The organism is Rothia mucilaginosa (genome assembly GCF_001061665.1).
Lineage (GTDB): Bacteria > Actinomycetota > Actinomycetes > Actinomycetales > Micrococcaceae > Rothia > Rothia mucilaginosa_A.
The window spans coordinates 95,661-118,293 of record NZ_JVSP01000006.1 but is presented as its reverse complement, the minus strand read 5'-3'; the positions used below and the strand labels follow the sequence as shown (position 1 = coordinate 118,293).

The window sequence follows — 22,633 nt, the reverse complement described above, 5'->3', positions numbered from 1 at the left end:
GGAGACACACCAAGTGAACGAACTGATTCAGCTCACCGCCGCCGAAGCCGCCGCCAAGCTGGCCGCCGGCGAGATTACCTCCGTCGAACTCACCCAGGCGCACCTGGACCGCATCGCCGCCACCGATGGCGCACCCCTGAGCGATAACCGCGCAGACGGCAAGAGCGGCCTCAACGCCTTCCTGCACGTCAACGCCGAAGAAGCACTCGCCACCGCGGCAGCAGTGGATGCAGACCGCGCAGCGGGCAAGGAACTGCCCCCGCTGGCCGGCGTGCCCATCGCCGTTAAGGACCTCATCGTCACCAAGGGTCAGCCCACCACCGCAGCATCCCGCATGCTTGAAGGCTGGATGAGCCCCTACGACGGCACCGTCACCCGCAAGGTCCGCGAGGCACGCATGCCGATCCTCGGCAAGACCAACCTCGACGAATTCGCCATGGGCTCCTCCAACGAGCACTCCGCATTCGGCGTGGTCCGCAACCCCTGGGCACTCGACCGCGCCCCCGGCGGCTCCGGCGGCGGCTCCGCAGCGGCCGTCACCGCGTTCCAGGCGCCCCTGGCCCTGGGTACCGACACCGGTGGCTCCATCCGCCAGCCCGCAGCGCTGACCGGTAGCGTCGGCGTCAAGCCCACCTACGGCTCCGTCTCCCGTTACGGCGTCATCGCCATGGCGTCCTCCCTCGACCAGGTCGGTCCCGTTGCACGCACCGTGCTCGACACCGCCATGCTGCACGAGGTCATCGCAGGCCACGACCCGCTCGACTCCACCTCCCTGCCCGATACGCCCGGCAACTTCGCCGAAGAAGCCAAGGCAGGCGCAGAAGCAGCCCGCAAGGGTGACCTCTCCGGCCTGCGCGTCGGCGTCATCAAGGAGCTCGGCGGCGGCGATGGCGAAGGCTTCGAGGCCGGCGTGCTCGCGCGCTTCCGCGAATCCGTCGAGGCTCTGCGCGCCGCGGGCGCCGAGATCGTTGAGGTCTCCCTGCCTTCCGTCACCGAGGCCATCAGCGCCTACTACATGATCATGTCCTCCGAGGTGTCCTCCAACCTGGCACGCTACGACGGCGTGCGCTACGGCCTGCGCGTCGTGCCCGAGGACGGCCCCGTCACCATCGAGCGAGTCATGGCCGCCACCCGCGCCGCCGGCTTCGGCCACGAGGTTAAGCGCCGTATCATCCTCGGCACCTACGCACTGTCCGCAGGTAACTACGACGCCTACTACGGCGCCGCACTGCGCGTGCGCACCCTCATCCAGCGCGACTACGCCGCCGCCTTCGAAAAGTGCGACGTGCTGATCTCCCCGACCGCACCCTCCACCGCGTTCAAGCTCGGCGAGAAGACCGAAGGCGACCCCATGGCCATGTACCTGGGCGACGTCGCCACCGTGCCCGTCAACCTGGCGGGCGTCCCGGCGCTCTCCCTGCCCGGCGGCCTCTCCGAGGAGAACAACCTGCCCGTCGGCATCCAGTTCACCGCACCCGCCCGCGAGGATGCTCGCCTCTACCGCGTCGGTGCAGCCCTGGAAGAACTGCTGACCGCAAAGTGGGGCGCACCGCTCTACAAGAGCCTGCCCGACACCGAAACCCTGATCCGCGACTTTGACTTTGGGGGAACCAAGTAATGAGTGAAGAAGTCCTCAGCTTCGAAGAAGCCATCGAGAAGTACGACCCCGTCCTCGGCTTCGAGGTGCACGTCGAGCTGAACACCAACACCAAGATGTTCGACTCCGCACCCAACGAGTTCGGCGATACGCCCAACACCAACATCACCCCCGTCTCGCTCGGCCTGCCCGGCGCGCTGCCCGTGGTGAACAAGACCGCCGTCGAGTCCGCCATCAAGCTCGGCCTGGCGCTGGGCTGCGATATCGCGGATAAGTCCTACTTCGCCCGTAAGAACTACTTCTACCCGGACTCGCCGAAGAACTTCCAGACCTCCCAGGCCGACGGCCCCATCGCCGAAAACGGCTCCCTGGACGTCGAGCTCGACGACGGCACCATCTTCACCGTCGAGATTGAGCGCGCCCACATGGAGGAGGACGCCGGTAAGCTTACCCACGTCGGCGGTGCCGACGGCCGCATCCAGGGTGCAACCTTCTCCCTGGTCGACTACAACCGTGCCGGCGTGCCGCTCATCGAAATCGTGACCCGACCCATCGTCGGCGCCGGCGAGCGAGCACCCGAGCTGGCCCGCGCCTACGTTGCCGCCATCCGCGACATCGTGCGCTCCCTCGGCATCTCCGACGCCCGCATGGAACGCGGTAACGTCCGCTGCGACGCCAACGTCTCCCTCATGCCCAAGGGCGCAGAGAAGTTCGGCACCCGCTCCGAGACCAAGAACGTGAACTCCCTGCGCTCGGTCGAACGCGCCGTCCGCTACGAGATTCGCCGCCACGCCGCAATCCTTGAACGCGGCGAGAAGGTCACCCAGGAGACCCGCCACTGGCACGAAGACACCCGCGAAACCTCCTCGGGTCGCCCCAAGTCCGATGCTGACGACTACCGCTACTTCCCGGAGCCGGATCTGGTCCCGGTCGTCACCAACAGCGAATGGATTGAGCGTCTGCGCGCCGAGCTGCCCGAACCGCCGGCAGAGCGCCGCCGCCGCCTCAAGAACGAATGGGGCTACTCTGACGAAGAGTTCCGCGATGTGGTGAACGCAGGTGCACTCGACGTCATCGAAGAGACCGTCGCCGCGGGTGCAACCGCTGCGGCAGCCCGCAAGTGGTGGATGGGCGAAATCGCCCGCCGCGCAAAGCAGGCTGAGGTTGAGCTCACCGCCCTCGGCGTGGAGCCCGCAACCGTGGTCGCCCTCGAAGCGCTCATTGGCGAAGGCAAGATTAATGACAAGATTGCCCGCCAGGTGCTCGAGTTCGTCCTCGCCGGTGAAGGCACCCCCGCCGAAATCGTTGAAGCCCGCGGCCTGGCAGTGGTCTCCGACGACGGCGCACTCACCGCAGCCGTTCAGGAAGCCCTGGCAGCAATGCCCGACGTCGCCGACAAGATCCGTGCCGGCAAGATTCAGGCTGCTGGCGCTATCGTCGGTCAGGTCATGAAGGCTACCCGCGGTCAGGCTGACGCCGCCCGCGTGCGTGAGCTGATTCTGGCTGAGTGCGGTGTGGAAGGCTAAGCTTTTCCGCTGACCCGGCTCTAACGAAAGAGGCGCTGTCTCCCGTGTGGGAGGCGGCGCCTCTTTCGTGCTCTCTTGTCCCATTCCAGGTTCTGTGCGGGATGCACGGTTCCGCTTAGATTCCGCGTGGAAAGCGGTATTCGTCCTCGTTCCTACAGGGAACCCGCCCTCGCTTCGCTTCGGGCACCCTGATGTCACTTCGGACGATACCGCCTTTCCTCGCTGGGGTACTGTGCGGGTGCGGCCGCGTTTTCCGAACATGTGCTTCGGATAACCGCGCGGAGACTCTCTCAGCCTCGCTACTGGAGCGTGCCGGTGCACACCTTCCTGCGCTCCTGCAGGGGAACCCACCCTCTCGGGTACTCCGCTTCTCTTTGCTTCGCTGCGGAGAGCACCCGAGAGGGTACCCTGATGTCGCTTCCGGAAGGTGCACCGGCTCGCCCTGGCTGGGGCGTTAAGTTCGGGCACCCTGATGTCACTACAGACGACACCGCCCCCCTTGCCTCCCCCCCCGGCGCATAGTAGGCTAGTGTTCAAATCATCTTCTCTCAAGGGCAAACAACGAAGAGCCCCAGAACGAGCGGACAAAGATGCAGCTATATTTCACGAGGAAGTGCCCACCTATGCGTCGACAGAACACCCTACGAACCCTAGCCGGGGCTCTACTCCCGCTAACCCTGCTGCTTAGCTCCTGCGCATCCGGGCAGCCCAGTGCCGACTCCTCGGCGTCCGCTAACGCTGAGAAGGCGTATAGCGCCTCCAAGAGCCCCGATAGTCAAGCTATCGAAAAAGTAGAGAACCTCGCCTCACTTTCTGACAACGTTGTTCGTGCCTACCAGCGTTCCCTGAGCCAGTGCATGACTGAACGAGGTTTCCCGAACTACAAGGTTCCTGCCGGAGAAACTGAAATCCCGCTGCTTCTGCAGGCTGATCTTGAACCTCTCACCGTTGCGGACGCCCGCGCTCGCGGATACGAAGAGCGCTACTCTTTGGCTACTACAGCACTGGAAGAGCAGAGCCGTACTATGAGCGAAGCCGAAATGCAGGCTCTAAACGGCACCGAAGGAAAGGGTGGTTGCCAACAAGAAGCCACCCGCGCAGTCTTCGGTTCAGAAGAATCCCGTGCGACCATAAAAAAGGTCTACGTCACTGCGGTTCACTACCTCAACAACGACGCAATCTTCAAAGACCTTGGGCCCGCCACCGAGAAGTGGGCACAGTGTATGAAGGAACGCTTCGGGGGAGACTACACCACGCCGGTTATGGCTCGCGAACAGTACCGCCAGAACAACCAAGACACCCACGAACTGGCAATCAACGATGCGACCTGCCGCGAAGCAACCGGGCTAGATGCAGAACAGCGAAAGATGGCTATCGCTTACCTGAGTTCCTTCCTCGAAAAGGAGCAGGGTCTCATCGAGCAGGTGACCACCGCCAAGAAAACTGCTGAAGAGAACGCCCGAAAGATTCTGAGCTAACTCTCCGGGCTAATCAGACCGGACTATCCAGAACAGGCATACAGAGTAGCCACGGAGGCTGCACCTCGTCACAGCGTATTGTGCCCGGCACGTATCCCCGTGCCGGGCACAAACTAACCCCACACGGCACCGCCGCCTAAGCCCAAACGGCACAGACAATAGCGTTCCCGTACGCGCACCCAAAGAAGGGACCCCATGAGCGCCACCCCCACCCGCCAGAAGAAAACCCTCTGGCTTTACGGCATTATCGCCCTGCTCCTCATCATCACCGTCGGTACGCTCATCAGCGCCCAAAACATCAAAACCACCGCCCAAAAAGACGCGGAAGCGGCACCCCCGGACCCCTCCACCATCACCGCCACGGTCGCCCGCGAAAAACTGCGCACCACCGTACCCCTGACCTGCACCGCGAACTACGCCACCTCAACCCCGCTACGCTACAGCGGCGAAGGACAATACACCGCAATCACCATCAAACACGGTGACACCGTCGGCAACGGAACCCTCATCGCAGAAGTCAACGGTGAACCTCTCATCACCCTCACCGGCGGCTTCGCGCTCTACCGCGACCTCAAACTCGACGATAGCGGCCCCGACGCCGCACTCCTCAACGAGGCACTGACCGCCATGGGACGTCAGGGCCCGCAGCCCGCACGAATCACCGAAGACACCTACGAGGCTCTCAACAACCTCCTCGACAGCCTCGGCTACGCGCACGTCAAGACTGACCAGCCTATTCCCGCCCGCTACTTCCTCATCATCAACCGTGCCGGACTCGTCACCGGCAACCCCCGCGCAACCGGCGCTATCGCAGACGGTCCCGTAGCCACCATCGCAGAAGGTAGCAAGACCCTCAGCTGCACCGGAACCACCGGCAGGCTCACCCCCGAAGCCCGTAGCGGCCAGAAGGTAACCGTGCCCTCCCTCGGTGATACTGAGTACGTCGCAACCCTCGGATACAAGAACACCACCGAAGCCGTAGGTGCCGCAGGCAACAGCCAGGCCGGTCGCCAGGCCAATGGTGCAGAAGGTGCGGCTGGCTCCAACCTCAACGGTGCAGCCGGTGCGGCAGGAAGCACCGAAGGGGAACGCATCCTCACCCTCGACGTAGGGGATAAGGCGGACAGCCTCCGAGGCGCCGTCAACGCGGAACTCACCCTCGAAGAAACCCCCGAAGCGCACCTGGTTGTACCCTCATCGGCGCTCTACACCCGTGACGGACAGACCCGAGTCATCGTGCTCGGCCCCGAAAGCTCCAACGGATCGAAGACCCGCGAAGAACGCGAGGTAACCGTTACCGTCATCAGCAACGCCAACGGCAAGAACGCCGTCACCGGTGACCTGCACGAAGGCGACAGCGTCAAGATCATGCGTGAGAAAAAGTAGGGAGTAGCCATGACTGACTCCCGCGCCGCTCACGCGCACCCACCAGCCTATAGCGTCGATATTCAGGGAGTGTCCCAGCACTTTATGCAGGGTGACACTCGAATTGACGTGCTCAAAAATATTGACCTGAAAGTCCGCTACGGAGAAGTCGTCGCAATCCTGGGACCGTCCGGCAGCGGCAAATCAACCCTGCTGAACATCCTCGGTCTGCTCAGCACGCCCGCCTCCGGCAGCTACCTGCTGGACGGTACAGACACCGCAACCTTCAACGCGGCACAGCGAGCTGAAGCGCGCCTAGACAGCATCGGTTTCGTCTTCCAGGCGTTCCACCTCATCGAGCATAAGAACGTGTACCGCAACGTTGAGCTACCGCTCATCTACCGTGGCGTGCCCAAAGCGGAACGAACGCAACGTGTTGCGGATACTCTCGCCCTGCTGGGGTTGAGCCACCGAACGGATGCACCCATCACCACTCTCTCAGGCGGTGAAAAGCAGCGTGTGGCTATTGCTCGTGCGCTCATTGGGGAACCAGCGTTGCTGCTTTGTGATGAGCCGACCGGCTCGCTGGATGAAGAGCTCACCCGTGAAGTCATTGACCTGCTCCGCGAATGTACGGGCGATCAGCAAAGCACGATTGTGATTACTCACGACCCGCTCGTGGCGGAGCACTGCGACCGGGTGCTACGTATGCACGAGGGGCAACTCATCGAGCAGGATGCACCGCGGCAGGAAGAAACGACCGCCCGTGAGCTTCTGAACCAGCCTAGCTTTACTGAGGAACAAGCCTCTAAGCCGCAGGGGAGCGGTCGTGCACCTTGGGCACTCGCCTCCCTCAAAGAAGCCTGGGACGCTACCGTGCACCGGGTGAGGCGCAATATCTTCACCATGCTTGGTGTGGTTCTGGGTATCGCTTCGCTCGTGCTGACCGTTGGTCTGACCGCCACCATTTCTGGGCAGCTGGCTGACAGCTTCGACATTTTTAGGGCTAAGCACCTGACGATAAGCTCGACCCGAACCGAATCCATGAGCCGGGCTGAACTATTGAGCCTGGCGGCAAGTGAGAACTACCGGCGCGTTAGCCAGCTGAACGGAGTGACCGGTACCGCGCTGGTGGATCAGCTGTATGAATCCACCGATATTCAGCGCGGTCCCGACAACTTTGGCGAGCGCGGCGCGAACGTGACGGCTGCTGTCCTTGCGGCAACTCCCAGTATCTTTAGCGTGCAGGGTCATGAACTGGTGTGGGGCCGCACCTTCGACGAGGGGCATATGGAGCGGAACGATAAGGTCGTGGTGCTCAGCGAAAGTGTGATGCGCCAGCTCGCGCTGCCCTATAGCCCCGGAGTTACGGTTTATATTCACGATGAGCCGTACACCGTCATCGGTGTGGTGCGGGAGAATCCCTCGCTGACTCTGTCGTACGGTTCGGTCTACCTGCCTCTGGGCGCGAAGCCTGGTGCCGATGTTGAAGAAGCGCAGCCCGCTGCCGGTGGTGGTGCAGTTGCGGCGCAGACCGGTAAGCGTTCCACTCAGATTGTGGTGAGTACTGTTGCCGGTGCCGCAAACCAGATTGCGGAGGAAGCACCGTACGCGCTCTCGCCGGAACGTCCCGCGCTGTATAGCGTGAGTGTTCCGCCGGAGCCGAAGACTCTTCGTGAGGCTGTCGACCAGCAGCAACGCACCATGCTTCTTGCCATGAGCGTTATTACCCTCGTGATTGGTGCGATGGGCATTATGAATACGTTCTTGGTTGCGGTGATGGAGCGTCGCCGTGAGGTTGGTTTGCGTCTGGCTATTGGTATGCGCCCTTCGGGTATTCTGCTGCAGTTCTCGGCGGAGGCGCTGCTGACCGGTATTTTGGGCGCTGTGGCTGGTATTGTGCTGGCGGTTAACGGCATTTCGATTGTGTCTTTGCTGAACCGTTGGACGCCGATTATTAGTGCCGACACTATTCTGCTGGGCCTGGGCGCTGGTGCGCTGGTTGGTGTGTTGGCTGGTCTGTACCCGGCGGCGAAGGCTTCTCGTATTGATCCGGCACAGACCCTGGCGGCAGGCTAGTCGTTGAGGAAGGCGCGGAGGGGCGGTGTCGTCCGTAGTGACATCAGGGCGTTCTCCGTAGCCTATGCGGACCAGGCGGTGAGGCTACACCTTCCGGAAGCGCCCTCAGGGTGTCACACGGGTGCTCTCCGCAGCGAAGCGAGGAAGGGCGGAGCGCCCGTGTGACGGGTGCCCCTGCGTAGGCGCGGAGGAAGTGTGTAGCGAACCGCCACAGGAGCAGGGATAAACGAAGAACGCTCCGTCCGTATCACTTAGATACAGACGGAGCGTTCTATTTAAGAGAGCAACTACTTGGTAACGCCGAGGTTGGTCAGCAGGAACGCGTAATCCCACGCTATCTCGCGCCAACGCACTGGAGCATGCAGATTCCGAGCGCGCGAGGCACCAAATCTGCATGCGGAAGGGTATACGCGGTTGGCGTGCCTTAGCCTACTCAGTGACGCCGAGGTGAGTCAGCAGGAACGCGTAATCCCACGCAATCTCACGCCAACGTGTATACCTGCCGGAACCACCACCGTGACCGCCCGACATATCAATCTTCAGCAGCGGTACCGGCGAGGACGGGTCAATCTGCTCGCGCAGCGCCGCAATCCACTTGGCGGGTTCCACGTAGAGCACGCGGGTGTCGTGCAGGCTCGTCACCGCAGCAATGGCCGGGTAACGGACCGGGCGGATGTTCTCGTACGGGGTGTAGGACTTCATGTAGGCGTACACTTCCGGGTCCTCAATCGGGTTGCCCCACTCTTCCCACTCGAGGGCAGAGAGCGGCAGCTCAGGGTCGAGGATGGTGGTCAGCGCATCCACGAACGGCACGGCGGCCAGGCAGGCGGCGTACTTTTCGGGGGCGAGGTTCACGACGGCGCCCATGAGCAGGCCGCCGGCGCTACCGCCGTAGCAGCCGATATGCGCCTCATCCGCCCAGGGTTTAGCCGCAATGTAGCTGGTGACGTCCACGAAGTCGGTGAAGGTGTTCTTCTTCGCGAGCTTCTTGCCGTTCTGGTACCAGGAGCGTCCCATCTCGCCGCCGCCGCGAATGTGCGCGATGACGTAGATGACGCCGCGGTCCAGGATTGACAGCATCGGGATGGAGAACATCGGGTCCATGGACGACTCGTACGAGCCGTAACCGTACTGGATGACCGGGTGCGGCTTGCTCATGTCCAGGTCGGCGCGGTGAATCACCGAGATCGGGATGAGCGTGCCGTCCGCCGCCGGTGCCCAGTCGCGGTAAGCGCGGTAGTCCTCGCGGTTGTAGCCGCCGAGCACAGGGGTTTCGCGGCGCAGCAACAGGGTCTGCGACATGGGGAAGTAGTCGTAGACGCGGCGCGGCGTCAGGTACGAGGTGTAGGCGATGCGCAGCACGGGGGAGTAGTTCTCCGCACGCAGCACGGAGGCGGTGTACAGTTCCTCGTCGAAGCCGGCCGGTTCCATGAAGGTCACGCCGGCGGGGCGGCGGCGGCGCCACTGGATGGGCAGCTGCTCACGCGGTGCGAGGAAGATGCGGGTGGTGGTGTCCGCGCGGGCGGTGACGACCAGGTGTGTTGCGGTGAAGGTGAAGCCTTCCAGACGCACGTGTTCGCTGTGGCGGATGACGGGTACCCAACGCTGCGCGTACTCTTCGAGGCTTTCACCTTCGCGCGGCATGTCTGCGAGGACCAGCTCGGAGTTCAACGCATTGTAGTCGTGCTGAATCAGCAGGTGCTGCTCGCCGGCAATGTTGAGCGGCTCGGCGTAGTATTCGATGCCTGCGCTCTTGGGGATGAGCAGGGTCGGCTCGCCCTTCGGGTCGCGGGTCGGTACGATGCGCACCTCAGTGTACTCGGAGTTCGAGCTGGTGAGCACCACGGAGGAACGGTCGGAGCTCATGGCGGCGCCGAGCCACATGGTGTTATCGGGCTCTTCGTAGATGAGGTGGTCTTCGGTGCCCTGGCCGACGTCGTGCACGTACACGCGCCAGGGGCGCCAGGAGTCGTCGGGGACCATGTAGACGAGCTGCTCTGCGTGGTTGATGAAGAAGGAACCGGCCGTGATGTTGGGGATGGTGTCCTCGAGGAAGGAGCCGGTTTCCATGTTGAGGAAGCGCTGCTCGTAGCGTTCGTCGCCCTTCTCGTCCACGGAGATGCTCAGCAACTTGCCGCTGCGGGAGGGCTGGAAGCTGCCGAGGGAGAAGAACTCCATATCCTTGGCGTACTCGTTGCAGTCCAGGATGACGATTTCGCCCTCGAGCGGCTCGCCGGGCTTGACGGTCGGCGGGGTGTAGCGCACAACCTCGTCGCCCTCGTTGAGGGCGGGGTAGCGGTAGAAGACGGGGTACTGGCCGCCGGGCACCATACGGCTGTAGTACCACCAGTCGCCGATGCGGTTCGGAACGGTCAAATCGGCGAGGAGGGTGCGGTCCTTAATCTCGTTGAAGATGGACTCGCGGAGGGGCTGCTGGTCTGCGGTGACAGCTTCGGTGTACTCGGCTTCTGCCTTGAGGTAGTCGAGGACCTCTTCGCTTTCCTTGTCGCGGAGCCATTCGTACGGGTCGATGAAGACGTCGCCGTGGTGTTCGCGGCGGTGCTCGACCTTCTTCGGTACGGGCGGGGTGAGGTTCTGTTCAGCCATGCTGCCACCTCTTTCATTGAGTTATGGGTTTGTGAATGGTGTGTGCCGTCTGCGCCCGCGTTCCTGTGCCGCCGGGCGGCGGTGAGGGTGCGCGGGGGGACTGTGGGCACGCCTAGTTCTAGTGTATCGAAGAGTGAGGGAGGCTACTGTATTGCGGTCCGCGCGGAGCCGCCCGGCTCAGCTAGTGGAAGCCCCGCCGGAACGGGTGCGTCCGGCGGCTAGTTGGCGCGCCCCTTAATGGACATGAGGGTGCGGCGGCCCGCCTTGTTCGCCTTCGTGAAGGCGCGGTTGCTCTGCCGGTATTCGCGTTCCTGGGAGCGCAGGCGCAGGCGCGCGGATTCGGCCATCATCCTGCGGTAGCGTTCGAAGCGTTCGGGGTCGAGGGTGCCGTCGGCGAGGGCCTGCTGCACCGCGCATCCGGGTTCGGAGCCGTGGGAACAGTCCCTGTACCGGCAGGCGGAAGCGTAGCTGGAGACGTCCTCGAAGGTTTCGTCAATCGCGGCGCTATCGCTCGTGGCGGCGAGCGCTCGCACGCCCGGGGTGTCAATGAGCACCGTGCCGAGTGAGGGCTCTGCGCCGGAGCCTTCTGCGCCGGATTCTCCAGCACCGGGCAGAACAATCATTTGGCGGCTGGTGGTGGTGTGGCGCCCCTTGCCGTCGGCATCGCGAACCGCGGAGGTCGCCTGCACCCGGTTTTCTGCGGCGTCTTCGCGGGGGTCGGCTCCGGGGTTGAGCAGGGCGTTGACGAGGGTGGATTTTCCGGCGCCGCTGCGGCCCAGGAACGCGGCGGTACGCCCGGCGACGAGCTCCGCAACCGGTGCGGGGTCGTAGCCGTTATCCGTGCAGACGGTGAGTACCGCATCCACGCCGCCCGCGAGGGATTCCTCGTAGCCGGCGAGCTGTTCAGCCGTCACTAGGTCACCCTTGGTGAGAATCAGCGCGACCTGCACCCCGGAAGCGTGCGCCAGGGCGGTGTAGCGTTCAACGCGCCCGATGGACGGCTCGGGGAAGCACGGCTCAACGATGCAGAGCATATCCACGTTGGCGGCGACGGGCTGATCCGCGGATTCTCGGGTGGCGCTGGGGCGGGTGAGGTAGCTTCGCCGGGGCAGAATCGCGAGGGGCTTATGCTCTGCGGGGTGGGTTTCACCGCCGGTTCCGGGGATGGGCTGGGCGAGCACCCAGTCGCCCACGACGGGGTACTCTTCTTCGCCGTAGTCGTTTTCAACCGGACGCAGGGGAGCGGAAAGCTTCACGAGCTCGCCCCGCTCGCAGGTCAGCAGCTCGCAGCGGGTGCGGTGCACGGCGCTGACGCGGGCGAGGGTGAAATCATCAAGGGTGCCGTCGAGGGTGAACGCGGCGCGAATTGCCGCGCCCTGCCAGGAGGGGTCGAAGCCGAGGGCCTCGAGCGTGTACACGGCGGGAGGAGTAGTCACGGGAGTTTCTTTCTTGGTTGCGGCGCCCGGTTGTTTGCGGCGCCCGGTAGCGGGCACGGGCACTTAAAAGGTTCGTTCTTTTTGGGTTTCATACCCTATAGCAGTGCTATAGCAGTGAGGCGCGGGCGCCGGCACGGATGCGGCGGGCGGCGAGGAGCGTAAGCCCCNCCCCGCCGCGGCGTAGAGTCCCGCCAGTGCCGTGTCTACCGCCAGGAGCGCGAACAGATCCGGTGCGGCGCCGCCCGCGATACCGCCAGAGGTATCTAGAGCCTGCACCAGCCGGGAGCCGGGAACCCAGGAACACACCCACGCAAGCCACGCCGGATAGGTGCTCACCGGAACGATCACACCCGCGCTGACCGGCAGAATAATGGACAGAAAATTGGACCCCGTGTACGGATCCGACAGGTACAGGCCCAGCCCGGCGGCAAAAATGCCCAGGCAGACCCCGCCCAGAACCGCAACCGGCATCAGCGCAATGGCGCCGAGCAGAAGCCCCGAAGCCGCCCCGGTAGGGGGCGACGTGAGGGAGAGCAACCACACGATGCCCACATTGCTCAGACCCGTCACGGAGGCCAACAGCGCGGGCACCGCCGCCGCACCCAGCCAGTAGCCCGCATCCACCGCTCGTGCCGTGCACACGTACTCGAAGACACCAATCCAACGGTCGGTGGCGACGCGCGCGACAATACCGGCTGCCACCGAGCTGAGGGTGGCAATCAGGGCGGTCGCGCAGCCGATGCGTACCGTATCGTTTGCGGCAAGATCGGCGCCCAGAAGCACCGTGAAAAGCACGTTGAGGCCCGGCACGAGCACCAGGGTAGTGATGGCCGTTCCGAGGGTTGCGAAGGTAATGGACGACGACCAGCCAATAGAGGCGGTAGACAGTGCCCGGCGCACCACCCCGGGTAGGGAATCAGTAGAGAGAACACGCACGCTACATCGCCCCCAGGGTGCCGCGACGACGGGCGGAGGCGAGAGCCTTCCGCGCAAAAAGGAAGGCACACGCCGCCCAGATGAAGCTCACGACCAGGGTCTGAATTACGGGTAGCAGTGCATCCGCCGGGGTAGTGATGGCGGTACGCCCAAGTAGGAGGTGCACCGGCGCCTGCAGGGGAATAAGCACACCCGCGGCATCCAGCCAGGTGGGCGCCTCAACCATCGTGAAAAGAACCCCGGAGAGAATAAACACCGGCACGAGGAGCAGCTCCTCGTAGGCGATAGCGTTTGGCGTCGCCACGAAAAACACCGCAATCATGAACGTGACCGACAGGCATGCAACCCACAGCAGGGGAACGCCCAGAACATAGCGCGGCCAGAGGGCAGAAAAGTCCGTAACCTGCGGATTGAGCGTTACGAGAGCCCAAACCGCCCACGACAGAGGTAGAGCCGCCAGACCCACGATGGAGGCGCTCGAAACGATAGCCGCCAGCACCCGCACCGGAGAAATGGACCCGGAACACAGGTACACGAGGGTCCCGCGGAAACGCTCAAAATTGATGATGCCCGCAGACACGATGCAGACCGACCACATGCCCATGATGCCCGCGCGGGTCCACGCGAGGGTCGGGTCAACGGAGTGACCCTCGGAGCTCTGCGCCGCCGCGTGCACGGCGAGTGCCTGGAGGATGACCGACCCGAGCACCGTGCTGATAAGCAGCTGAATAAAGTACGGGACCGTCAGGAACTGGCGCAGGCTAAATCCCATGAGCCGCAGCTGGCGGGCGCACTCCTGCATCAGGTCGTACTGCCGGTCCTGCTGCTGGGACTCTTCCGAGCGTCGCGTCTTCGCGTTCATCGCTTGAGCCCCTCCGCCATCGCCAGGTATGCCTCTTCCAGGGTTGCCGGGCGTGTGTAGGGCTCGGTCCTCGCCCCAATGTTCGAGGCGGCGAGCCCCTCCGCCAGGATGCGGTGCGCCTCTCCCGCCTCGAACGTGGTGCGCTCGCCGTGCCAGTAGAGGGTGAGCTCCCAGCCGGAACCGCGCGGGGCGAAGAGCACCGCAGCCCGCTCGCCGAGGAATCCGCGGAGCGTATCAAGCCCCTCGGTGGCGGTGGCCTCGACCTGTACCACGGTCGTGGCGGCAATACCTGCGTGCGCGGCGATGTCTTCGAGGCTGCCGCTCACGGCGACGGAACCGGCGCCTAACACGGTGATGGTGTGCGCCAGGTCCTCGATTTCGCCGAGCAGGTGGCTCGTCAGCAGAACGGCGGCGCCGTCTTCCGCGAGGGAGCGGATGAGGGTTCGCACGGTCAGGGCGATATCGGGGTCGAGCCCGTTGGTCGGCTCGTCCAGCAGGAGCAGGGCGGGGGAGCCGAGCAGCGCGCGAGCGATGTGCAGGCGCTGCTTCATGCCGCGGGAAAACTCTTGAAAGGGTCGCGCCGCCGCATCGGTGAGTTCCACGCGGGCTAGGGCGTGGTCCACCTCGCGCCGCCGGCTCCGCCCGGAAACCCCCGCAACATCGGCGAAGAAGAGCAGGTTGTCGCGGGCGCTGGCGCGCGGGTAGAAGCCGCTATCCCCGCCGAGTGCGAGACCCACGTGACGGCGTGCCCGCTGCGGGTGGGCGATGGCGTCGATGCCGTTCACGGTGAGGGTGCCGCTGGTGGGGGTGAGCAGGGTCGAGCACATCTGCACGGTGGTTGTTTTGCCCGCGCCGTTGGGGCCGAGGAGGGCGTGGATCTCGCCGGAGCTGATGCGAAGGGACACGCGGTCGACGGCGGTGAAGGCGCGTTCGCCTGTGCCAAAGATGCGGCTAAGCTGCGCCGCATCGAGAACGAGAGACATGGTGGGTAACCTTAGAGGTCGGTTTTCCGGCTTCTGCGCCGGAAGGGTATGCGAGGGGTAGGCGACGTGCGCGAAGCCCCGCACGAGTGTATGCGTAGTCCCAGTGTACCGAAAAACCCCAGGTAAAAGTGATGGGGGTTACTAGGGGGTACCTCCGCATCTCGATTGCCTCGCCCTCGGATTGCCCAGGCATCGTCACTAACGTTTTGTTGCAGGCGGTTTTTTGTTACGGGCGTTAAAAAACGTCATGTTTGCAATGAAACGTCTTAAAGTGCCGTGCACCCCTAAAACTCTTGACCCCGCGCAACCGATTATGACACCCTAATGACAGGTCAAGAGCGCCAGCGACAAGCCCCAGCTAGCTGGCCGGCAACCCTCCTCCGCGGTGGGGTGCCCTGGGTGAAGACCGGGCGGCACGCACAAGCGTGACGCAAGCGCGGGACCGATGTGACCGAATTCGGTACATCAATCGTGACAGGACAACTCAACGACGATTCCTGTACCAATCGGCATGCGGCCCCCTAACTATCCCCTTAGGAGAGCCACGCATGAGCAACAACACTACCGTCCCGACTCCCGCCAACCCCGCCGGTTGGAAGTTCGAAACCCGCCAGATTCACGCGGGACAGGCACCGGATGCCGCAACGGGAGCTCGGGCACTACCCATCTACCAGACCACTTCCTTCGTCTTTGACAGCGCCGAGCAGGCAGCGAACCGCTTCGCCCTCGCCGAGCTGGGCCCCATCTACACCCGCATGACCAACCCCACCCAGGAAGTCATCGAGAACCGCATCGCCTCCCTCGAAGGCGGCGTTGGCGCGCTGCTGCTGGCATCCGGTCAGGCAGCTATCACCTACGCAATCCTAAACATTGCCGGCGCCGGTGACCACGTTGTCGCCTCGCCCTCCGTGTACGGCGGCACCTACAACCTGCTCAAGTACACCCTCGCCGATCTCGGCATCGAAACCACCTTCGTTGAGGACCCCGACAACCTCGACGAGTGGCGCGCCGCGGTTCGCCCCAACACCAAGCTGTTCTACGGCGAGTCCGTGCCCAACCCCCGCAACGACGTGCTCGACATTGAGCCCATCGCCAAGATCGCCCACGAAAACGGCGTGCCCCTGATCGTGGACAACACCGTACCCACCCCCTACCTGCTGCGCCCCATCGAGCACGGCGCGGACGTGGTCGTCCACTCCGCCACCAAGTACCTGGGCGGTCACGGCACCTCTATCGGCGGCGTGATCGTTGACTCCGGTAACTTCGACTACGGCGCAGACCCCGAGAAGTTCCCCAAGTTCAACCAGCCCGCCCCCGGCTACCATGGCCTGGTCTACGCACGCGATCTGGGTAAGGACTCCGCCTTCGGTGCGAACCTCTCCTACATCCTGAAGGCGCGCGTCTCGCTGCTGCGCGACACCGGCGCCGCCATCTCGCCGACCAACGCCTTTAACATCGGTATCGGTCTGGAGACCCTCTCCCTGCGCATCGAGCGCCACATCGAGAACGCCACCAAGGTCGCCCGTTGGCTCGAAGCCAACCCGCTGGTTGACCGCGTCATCTGGGCCGGCCTGGAATCCTCCCCCTGGTACGAGCGTGCCCAGAAGTACCTGCCCAAGGGCCCCGGCGCGGTGCTCGGCTTCACCCTCAAGGACGCAACCCTGGAACAGGCCCGCGACTTCGTGGATGCCCTGAAGCTGCACTCCAACGTGGCGAACATCGGTGACGTGCGCTCGCTCGTGATTCACCCCGCTTCTACCACCCACTCCCAGCTGTCCGCCGAGGAGCTGGAGAAGATTGGCGTGTACCCGAACTTCGTGCGCCTCTCCGTCGGCATTGAGAATATCGACGATATTCTCGCCGACCTGCAGCTGGGCTTCGACACCCTCTCCTAAACGCGGCGGCCCGCCCTCGTGGACGGGCCGAGGAGGCGCCACCCGGCACCCTTCAGCCCGTCCGCGGGGGATTACCCCGCATCCGTTATCTTTGCCGTTTCTGACCCGCCGCCCCTAACTGGCCGACGCGTTCTTACCGCCGCGCCGCGGACAGCTCTGCACAACCCACCGGAGGGACCCATGACCGCTCAGACCACCCCCGAAACCTGTACTACCCAGCCCGTGACCGCCCCCATTCCCGTGGCGGGCACCCGCACCGAACACCCCGAGGCGCAGGGCTACCTGCGTCAGCTGGCCATCGGTGATTTTGAACTTGAATCCGGCATCACCCTGCCGCAGGTGACCATCGGCTACGAAACCTGGGGTACCCTCAACGAGACCGGCGATAACGCCATCCTCATCCTGCACGCACTCACCGGCGACACGCATGTCTCCCGCGGCGTGCCCACCCCGGATATGCCCGCGCCCCTCATCCGCGCTATCGAATCCGACGGCTGGTGGGAGGGCATCGTAGGCCCCGGCGCGGTCATCGACACCAACCGATACTTCGTCGTTGCCCCCAATATTCTGGGCGGTTGCTACGGTTCGACCGGTCCGGCCAGCATCATTCCCGAAGGCTACCCGGGCGCCGGCGAGCACTGGGGATCCCGATTCCCGCTCGTCACCATCCGCGACTCGGTGCGCGCCGAGGCGCGTCTGGCCCGGGCCCTGGGCATCACGAGCTTCCGCTACGTCATTGGTGGGTCCCTCGGGGGCGCACGCGCCGTAGAATGGGCCGCAACCAACCCCGAGCTGGTGCGCGGATGCGCGGTCATCGCCTCCGGTCCTTCGGCCACCGCCGAGCAGATTTCCTGGGCGCACACGCAGAACCTGGCGATTCGCTCCGACGCGAACTTTGCCGGCGGCGACTACTACAACGGCCCCGCCCCGACCGCGGGCCTCGCCCTGGCCCGCCGCATCGCCCACACCACCTACCGCAGCCCCGCCGAGCTGGAGCACCGCTTCGGCCGCGAGGAGAACCGCGGAGAAAGCGTTGAGGGCGGCTTGCTGGGTCAGCCTCGCGGACGCTACGCCATCGAGAGCTACCTGGATCACCACGGCAACAAGCTGGTGGAACGCTTCGACGCGAACAGCTACCTGGCCGTCAACGAGGCCCTCATCTCGCACGATGTGGCGCGCGGTCGCGGCTCGCTCTCGCAGGCGCTGGCCCGCACCGATTGCGAGTGGACGATTGCCGCGGTGAACACCGATCGCCTGTTCTTCCCGCACGAGTCGCATCGCCTGGCGGAGGCGTTGCCCAACCCGGTCGAGGTGAACATCATCGAGTCGAACCACGGCCACGATGGTTTCCTCATCGAGGCAAAGCAGGTGGAACGCATCCTGGCTTGCGCCCTGGGCACGGCCGAGGATGAGCTTCTGGACGAGAAGACTCGCGAGCGCGAGGCTCTCGAATCCATTACGAGCCTGTACCACACTGTGGCATAGAACCCGCAGGGACGCCTCGGCGGGGTGAGGATTTTCCGGAATTTCCGCGGTTGGTGGGGAACTCCGGGGGTACTCATAGTGTCGTCATAGGCTCTTCCACCAGGTGAGAACATCGGTAAAACACCGTTCATGACGGAGCGCGTGCCGCCGGTCCTTCTACGTGAGGGATCGGCGGCACGCGGTCGTTCCACCAGAAATAGTATTTGCACTAGTCAGACAAATATATTCCCCTGGAAGGGGCGCGGTGCCCCGCCTCAAGATCCTCGGGAACATGCTTTTTGGGGCCCGAAAAGAGAAGACGGCTCAGTTTGCTTTAGACCCGCTCTAACCTCCTAGCATGTAATCCGTGGCAAGTATTCAAGAGGTAGCAGAGCAGTTGGGGGTGAGCACCCACGCACTGCGTTATTACGAAAAAGAGGGGTTAATCGCGGTGCCCCGAGACGCTCACGGAAATCGCGTATTTGACGAAGAGTCCATTTCTTCGGCTCGGTTTATTGCCACTTGCCGACAGGCTGGAATGAGTCTTGCTGACATTCGCACTATTCTGAGCAACCCGCACGACCACGCCCTCTCCATCGAGGTCATGGAACGTGCCCGAGTGAAGATTGAAAACGAAATTCTCGGATTGCAGCTGAATCTTGAGCACCTAGACCGCCGTATTCAGGAGCATCGCCGTCAACTGGGCGATGCGGCCTAGTACGAATACCGCTAGCAGCGACGGCCAACGCAGCGTGGAACGCCCGGTATTCCCCGAATGGGGGGATCCGGGCGTATTTTTATGCCCGGCTGCCTGCGCTTAGCTGCCGGGCATCTTTTTCCCGAAGGTTTAACCCCAGGTAGCTTCCTCGGGGTCTACACCGTGCGCACGAGCATTCTCGTAGATGACATCCCGCAACCATTCCGCGAGCCCGGTCGCGAGCTTCTCGTAGTGCGCCTTGAAACGGGCATCCTCAACGTAGCCGCGGGCCAGAATAGCGTGCTTGGCGGGGGTGACCTCAAAGAAGAACAGGGAGGCGCGGTGCCGCTCGGCGAGCGCGTTCGCCTCCTCACTGCCCGGCTTCACGCCGCGGTTGAACGCCTCGGCGAGGGCCTGTTCTACCTCGTCGACCTGCTGTTTGCCGTTCTGCCAGTCGGCACTGTTCATCGTCGCGGTACGGCGCTGATATTCGGCCCAGTCGGCTGTGTTTCCGTAACGCTCCTGCGCTTCCTGCTGGTGGGCGAGGCTGAACCCCTCGCCCATGATTTCTGCTTTCTCAGCAGCGCTGAGCTGCTTATTCTTAGGTGCCATGGCGTCCTCCAAAGGTTTGGTTCTTCTATCACTGTAGAGCCACACATGAGGTGAGGGTCAAGCTAGCGGCGGAACCCGCGGTACAGGTTTGTGGGGGAGTCCTCGCTAAGATGGGTGCATGAGCGAAAACAAATACGTCGTCGAATACACCCGCCCCGAGAACGAACGCACGGGCACCCACCTGGTGCTCATGCTGCACGGCTACGGCTCCCAGGAGCACGACCTGCTGTCCCTGGCGGCGCACCTTCCGCAGGAGGGCTTCACCTACGCCTCCATGCGTGCACCGCAGCCGGTCGGCACCCAGTTCTCCGCGGACTCGACCGGCGCCTACATTGCTGCGGACGCTATCGGCTACCAGTGGTACCCGCTGAACCAGCAGCTCGAATCCGACCAGCGCGCCATCGAGCAGGCGAGCGACTACGTGCTGGAGTGGGTGCGCGCGAACCGCGAGCCCTACGCCTCGGTGACCCTGCTGGGCTTCTCGCAGGGTATGGGCATTGCAACTTCGATGGTGCGTCACGCTCCCGGCGAGTTTGCCGCCGTGGTGGGTTTGTCCGGCTACGCGGTGGACTCTGATTCGCCGTACTTCAAGGACGAGGAGCTCAAGGAAACCCAGCTGCCGGTGTTCTTCGGCCGTGACCAGGAAGACCCCGTCATCCCGCAGGAGATGGTGAACTACACCTACGACTGGATCCGCAAGTACACCGACGGCATTAAGGTGCTGTACGCCGGTATCGGCCACGGCGTTGGCCCCATGGAGATTCGCCATGTGGGCGAGTTCCTGGAGGTGAAGGTGCAGGGTAAGGAGCCGCGTATTCGCGCGCAGAAGGTCGCGGAGGCGACCGGCACCGCCGAAGGCTCTGACGCCTAAATCGACTAAACGTAAAGCCCCCGGGTCTGACGACTCGGGGGCTTACGTGTAGTTCCGTTTGGAAAGGCGGTTATCGTCCTCGTTCCTACAGGGAACCCGCCCTCGGCCCCGCTGCCGGAGCGTGCCGGTGCACCTTCCGAAAGCGACATCAGGGTACCCTCTCGGGTGCTCTCCGCAGCGAAGCAAGGAGAGAGCGGAGCGCCCGAGAGGGTGGGTTCCCCTGTAGGAGCGTAGGAAGGTGCGCACCGGCTGCTTCCTTGGGCCGGGGGAGAGGAACGAGGACGAGCACAGCCTCCTAGCCTTGCCACAAAGGCCTATCTCAAACGGAATAAGAGGTCGGGTTAGTCCTCGTGCGCGACTTTCACGGTCACGCCGTTGAACGTCACGGTATCTCCGGGGTGCAGCTGCTTGCCGCGTGCTTCTTCAATGTCGCCGTTGACCTTGACCAGGCCGTGCTGAATGACCTCGCGTGCCTGCGCACCGTCCTCTACGAGGTTGGCGAGCTTGAGGAACTGGCCGAGGCGGATCATGTCGTCGCGAATAAAAATTTCTTCCATGCCCTCTAGTTTATCCCGCTGGGTGCATCCTGGCGTCCGGCAAAAATGGGGGAGTGGTGGGTCGGGTAGGCATACCCAGGGGCGGGTTGGTGATGGTACCCTGGTGTCTTGCATCAAAAAGTGTGCATATTGCGCCGATGAGCGCGAACACCGGGCGCCCTGCTCTGGGTAGCGCCCCCATCAACCCGAACTCACGCACGCCACAGCCGGTGGCGGGGCAGAAGGAGTAACTATGGCTGAAAAGTCCACCCTCGATAACGTTATTGCGCTCGCAAAGCGCCGCGGCTTTGTTTTCCAGGCCGGTGAAATCTACGGCGGTTCCCGCTCCGCATGGGACTACGGTCCCCTCGGCGTGGAGCTGAAGGAAAACATCCGCCAGCAGTGGTGGCAGCGTTTCGTCCGTTCCCGCGCGGACATGGTCGGCCTGGACTCCTCCGTCATCCTGCCCCGCGCGGTGTGGGAGGCCTCCGGCCACGTCGCGACCTTCACCGACCCGCTGGTCGAGTGCCTCTCCTGCCACAAGCGTCTGCGCCAGGATCACCTGCTGGAGAACTTCGAGGCGAAGAAGGGCCGCGCGGCTGAGGGCATGGAAGAGATTGCTTGCCCGAACTGCGGCACCCGTGGCGAGTGGACTGAGCCGCAGAACTTCTCCGGCCTCATGAAGACCTACCTGGGCCCGGTCGACAACGAGGAGGGCCTACACTTCCTGCGCCCCGAGACCGCTCAGGGTATTTTCGTGAACTTCAACAACGTGGTCACCGCCTCCCGCAAGCGCCCGCCGTTCGGCATCGGCCAGATCGGTAAGTCCTTCCGTAACGAGATCACCCCCGGTAACTTCATCTTCCGTACTCGTGAGTTCGAGCAGATGGAAATCGAGTACTTCGTACACCCGGACGACGCTGATAAGTACTTCAACGAGTGGGTTGAGGACTGCTGGAACTGGTTCGTTGACCTGGGCATTAACCCGGACAACATGCGCCGCTTCGACGTCCCCAAGGAAGAGCGTGCACACTACTCGGCCGGCACTATTGACGTCGAGTACCGCTTCGGCTTCCAGGGCTCGGAGTGGGGCGAGCTGATGGGCGTTGCGAACCGCACCGATTACGACCTGGGCGTTCACAACGAGCACTCCAACGCCAAGCTCGAGTACTTCGACCAGGCCACCGGCGAACGCTACGTGCCCTACGTGATTGAGCCCTCCTTCGGTCTGACCCGTTCCATGATGGCGTTCCTCGTCGACGCATACGTTGAGGACGAAGCCCCCAACACCAAGGGCGGCGTGGACAAGCGCGTCGTGCTGAAGCTCGACCCGCGCCTGGCACCGGTCAAGGCCGCGGTGCTGCCGCTGTCCAAGAAGGCTGAGCTGTCCGAGCCCGCAACCAAGCTGGCCGAGGAGCTGCGCGGCCTGTGGAACGTGGACTACGACGAGGCGGGCGCTATTGGTCGCCGTTACCGCCGCCAGGATGAGATCGGTACCCCGTTCTGCATCACCGTGGACTTCGACACCCTCGAGGATCAGGCCGTGACCATTCGCGAGCGCGACACCATGAGCCAGGAGCGTGTGGCTCTGGATCAGGTGAAGTCTTACCTGGCTGCACGCCTGGCCGGCTAGTACCGGCCCGCGGCGGGAGTATTCCCGCGAACCGCTGACCATTACGTTGCGGCGGG

Annotated in this window: 17 protein-coding genes and 1 riboswitch; of the genes, 10 read left to right on the top strand and 7 right to left on the bottom strand. The window is 63.7% G+C overall.

Annotated elements, in window-relative coordinates:
* The first annotated feature begins 13 nt into the window (after nt 1-13).
* The 5 genes from gatA to ADJ95_RS04130 all read left to right on the top strand — a co-directional run bounded on the left by gatA (nt 14) and on the right by ADJ95_RS04130 (nt 8,045).
* Nucleotides 14-1,618, top strand: coding sequence for an Asp-tRNA(Asn)/Glu-tRNA(Gln) amidotransferase subunit GatA (gene gatA / locus ADJ95_RS04150; protein WP_049332868.1), 1,605 nt, complete (start codon nt 14-16; stop codon nt 1,616-1,618).
* Nucleotides 1,618-3,123, top strand: coding sequence for an Asp-tRNA(Asn)/Glu-tRNA(Gln) amidotransferase subunit GatB (gene gatB, locus ADJ95_RS04145; RefSeq protein WP_049332865.1), 1,506 nt, complete (start codon nt 1,618-1,620; stop codon nt 3,121-3,123). Before gatA ends, gatB begins: the two co-directional genes overlap by 1 nt.
* Before the next feature lie 623 nt (nt 3,124-3,746).
* Nucleotides 3,747-4,601, top strand: a complete 855-nt coding sequence (locus tag ADJ95_RS04140; RefSeq protein ID WP_049332864.1) for a hypothetical protein — start codon at nt 3,747-3,749, stop codon at nt 4,599-4,601.
* Nucleotides 4,602-4,796: 195 nt separating this feature from the next.
* Nucleotides 4,797-5,987, top strand: coding sequence for a hypothetical protein (locus ADJ95_RS04135; RefSeq protein WP_049332862.1), 1,191 nt, complete (start codon nt 4,797-4,799; stop codon nt 5,985-5,987).
* Nucleotides 5,988-5,996: 9 nt separating this feature from the next.
* On the top strand, nt 5,997-8,045 hold the full coding sequence (locus tag ADJ95_RS04130) for an ATP-binding cassette domain-containing protein (protein WP_049332859.1): 2,049 nt from the start codon (nt 5,997-5,999) through the stop codon (nt 8,043-8,045).
* Nucleotides 8,046-8,474: 429 nt separating this feature from the next.
* On the opposite strand, the gene ADJ95_RS04125 is transcribed toward ADJ95_RS04130, so the two are convergent.
* The 5 genes from ADJ95_RS04125 to ADJ95_RS04105 all read right to left on the bottom strand — a co-directional run bounded on the left by ADJ95_RS04125 (nt 8,475) and on the right by ADJ95_RS04105 (nt 14,869).
* Nucleotides 8,475-10,652 (bottom strand): S9 family peptidase, encoded by a 2,178-nt coding sequence (locus ADJ95_RS04125; RefSeq protein WP_049332856.1) that lies wholly within the window; start codon nt 10,650-10,652, stop codon nt 8,475-8,477.
* Between the two features lie 218 nt (nt 10,653-10,870).
* Nucleotides 10,871-12,088 carry a ribosome small subunit-dependent GTPase A gene (rsgA, locus tag ADJ95_RS04120; RefSeq protein WP_049332854.1) on the bottom strand — a complete coding sequence of 406 codons (1,218 nt, stop codon included), beginning with the start codon at nt 12,086-12,088 and terminating at the stop codon, nt 10,871-10,873.
* 63 nt (nt 12,089-12,151) lie between these two features.
* Nucleotides 12,152-13,024, bottom strand: coding sequence for an ABC transporter (locus tag ADJ95_RS09600; protein WP_414706036.1), 873 nt, complete (start codon nt 13,022-13,024; stop codon nt 12,152-12,154).
* A 1-nt stretch (nt 13,025) separates the two neighbouring features.
* On the bottom strand, nt 13,026-13,886 hold the full coding sequence (locus ADJ95_RS04110) for an ABC transporter permease (RefSeq protein WP_080974941.1): 861 nt from the start codon (nt 13,884-13,886) through the stop codon (nt 13,026-13,028).
* Nucleotides 13,883-14,869: an ABC transporter ATP-binding protein gene (locus tag ADJ95_RS04105; protein WP_049332852.1), complete on the bottom strand. Its 987-nt coding sequence runs from the start codon at nt 14,867-14,869 to the stop codon at nt 13,883-13,885. Before ADJ95_RS04105 ends, ADJ95_RS04110 begins: the two co-directional genes overlap by 4 nt.
* Nucleotides 14,870-15,199: 330 nt before the next feature.
* Nucleotides 15,200-15,312, top strand: a riboswitch (SAM riboswitch).
* A 105-nt stretch (nt 15,313-15,417) separates the two neighbouring features.
* Here ADJ95_RS04105 and ADJ95_RS04100 point away from each other — a divergent pair.
* The 3 genes from ADJ95_RS04100 to ADJ95_RS04090 all read left to right on the top strand — a co-directional run bounded on the left by ADJ95_RS04100 (nt 15,418) and on the right by ADJ95_RS04090 (nt 18,946).
* Nucleotides 15,418-16,764: a bifunctional o-acetylhomoserine/o-acetylserine sulfhydrylase gene (locus tag ADJ95_RS04100; protein WP_049332850.1), complete on the top strand. Its 1,347-nt coding sequence runs from the start codon at nt 15,418-15,420 to the stop codon at nt 16,762-16,764.
* 180 nt (nt 16,765-16,944) lie between these two features.
* Nucleotides 16,945-18,249: a homoserine O-acetyltransferase MetX gene (metX, locus tag ADJ95_RS04095; RefSeq protein ID WP_080974940.1), complete on the top strand. Its 1,305-nt coding sequence runs from the start codon at nt 16,945-16,947 to the stop codon at nt 18,247-18,249.
* 346 nt (nt 18,250-18,595) lie between these two features.
* A complete protein-coding gene (locus ADJ95_RS04090) occupies nt 18,596-18,946 on the top strand; it encodes a MerR family transcriptional regulator (protein WP_049332847.1) in 351 nt (116 codons plus the stop codon).
* A 129-nt stretch (nt 18,947-19,075) separates the two neighbouring features.
* Here ADJ95_RS04090 and ADJ95_RS04085 read toward each other — a convergent pair whose 3' ends face one another.
* Nucleotides 19,076-19,537 (bottom strand): TipAS antibiotic-recognition domain-containing protein, encoded by a 462-nt coding sequence (locus ADJ95_RS04085; RefSeq protein ID WP_239662774.1) that lies wholly within the window; start codon nt 19,535-19,537, stop codon nt 19,076-19,078.
* A gap of 118 nt (nt 19,538-19,655) precedes the next feature.
* Here ADJ95_RS04085 and ADJ95_RS04080 point away from each other — a divergent pair, with 118 nt between their 5' ends.
* Nucleotides 19,656-20,408 carry an alpha/beta hydrolase gene (locus tag ADJ95_RS04080; RefSeq protein WP_049332844.1) on the top strand — a complete coding sequence of 251 codons (753 nt, stop codon included), beginning with the start codon at nt 19,656-19,658 and terminating at the stop codon, nt 20,406-20,408.
* 341 nt (nt 20,409-20,749) lie between these two features.
* Here ADJ95_RS04080 and ADJ95_RS04075 read toward each other — a convergent pair whose 3' ends face one another.
* Nucleotides 20,750-20,965 (bottom strand): RNA-binding S4 domain-containing protein, encoded by a 216-nt coding sequence (locus ADJ95_RS04075; RefSeq protein WP_005508828.1) that lies wholly within the window; start codon nt 20,963-20,965, stop codon nt 20,750-20,752.
* 232 nt (nt 20,966-21,197) lie between these two features.
* Here ADJ95_RS04075 and ADJ95_RS04070 point away from each other — a divergent pair, with 232 nt between their 5' ends.
* Nucleotides 21,198-22,577, top strand: coding sequence for a glycine--tRNA ligase (locus ADJ95_RS04070; protein WP_049332842.1), 1,380 nt, complete (start codon nt 21,198-21,200; stop codon nt 22,575-22,577).
* Nucleotides 22,578-22,633 lie beyond the last annotated feature (56 nt).

Excerpts from the sequence above, each read along its gene's own strand:
- ADJ95_RS04140 (WP_049332864.1), top strand. The coding sequence starts at position 3,747 with ATGCGTCGACAGAACACCCTACGAACCCTAGCCGGGGCTCTACTCCCG.
- ADJ95_RS04100 (WP_049332850.1), top strand. The coding sequence starts at position 15,418 with ATGAGCAACAACACTACCGTCCCGACTCCCGCCAACCCCGCCGGTTGG.
- ADJ95_RS04105 (WP_049332852.1), bottom strand. The coding sequence starts at position 14,869 with ATGTCTCTCGTTCTCGATGCGGCGCAGCTTAGCCGCATCTTTGGCACA.
- ADJ95_RS04070 (WP_049332842.1), top strand. The coding sequence starts at position 21,198 with ATGGCTGAAAAGTCCACCCTCGATAACGTTATTGCGCTCGCAAAGCGC.
- gatB (WP_049332865.1), top strand. The coding sequence starts at position 1,618 with ATGAGTGAAGAAGTCCTCAGCTTCGAAGAAGCCATCGAGAAGTACGAC.
- ADJ95_RS04085 (WP_239662774.1), bottom strand. The coding sequence starts at position 19,537 with ATGGCACCTAAGAATAAGCAGCTCAGCGCTGCTGAGAAAGCAGAAATC.
- ADJ95_RS04135 (WP_049332862.1), top strand. The coding sequence starts at position 4,797 with ATGAGCGCCACCCCCACCCGCCAGAAGAAAACCCTCTGGCTTTACGGC.
- metX (WP_080974940.1), top strand. The coding sequence starts at position 16,945 with ATGACCGCTCAGACCACCCCCGAAACCTGTACTACCCAGCCCGTGACC.
- ADJ95_RS04125 (WP_049332856.1), bottom strand. The coding sequence starts at position 10,652 with ATGGCTGAACAGAACCTCACCCCGCCCGTACCGAAGAAGGTCGAGCAC.
- ADJ95_RS04130 (WP_049332859.1), top strand. The coding sequence starts at position 5,997 with ATGACTGACTCCCGCGCCGCTCACGCGCACCCACCAGCCTATAGCGTC.
- ADJ95_RS04110 (WP_080974941.1), bottom strand. The coding sequence starts at position 13,886 with ATGAACGCGAAGACGCGACGCTCGGAAGAGTCCCAGCAGCAGGACCGG.
- ADJ95_RS04080 (WP_049332844.1), top strand. The coding sequence starts at position 19,656 with ATGAGCGAAAACAAATACGTCGTCGAATACACCCGCCCCGAGAACGAA.
- ADJ95_RS04075 (WP_005508828.1), bottom strand. The coding sequence starts at position 20,965 with ATGGAAGAAATTTTTATTCGCGACGACATGATCCGCCTCGGCCAGTTC.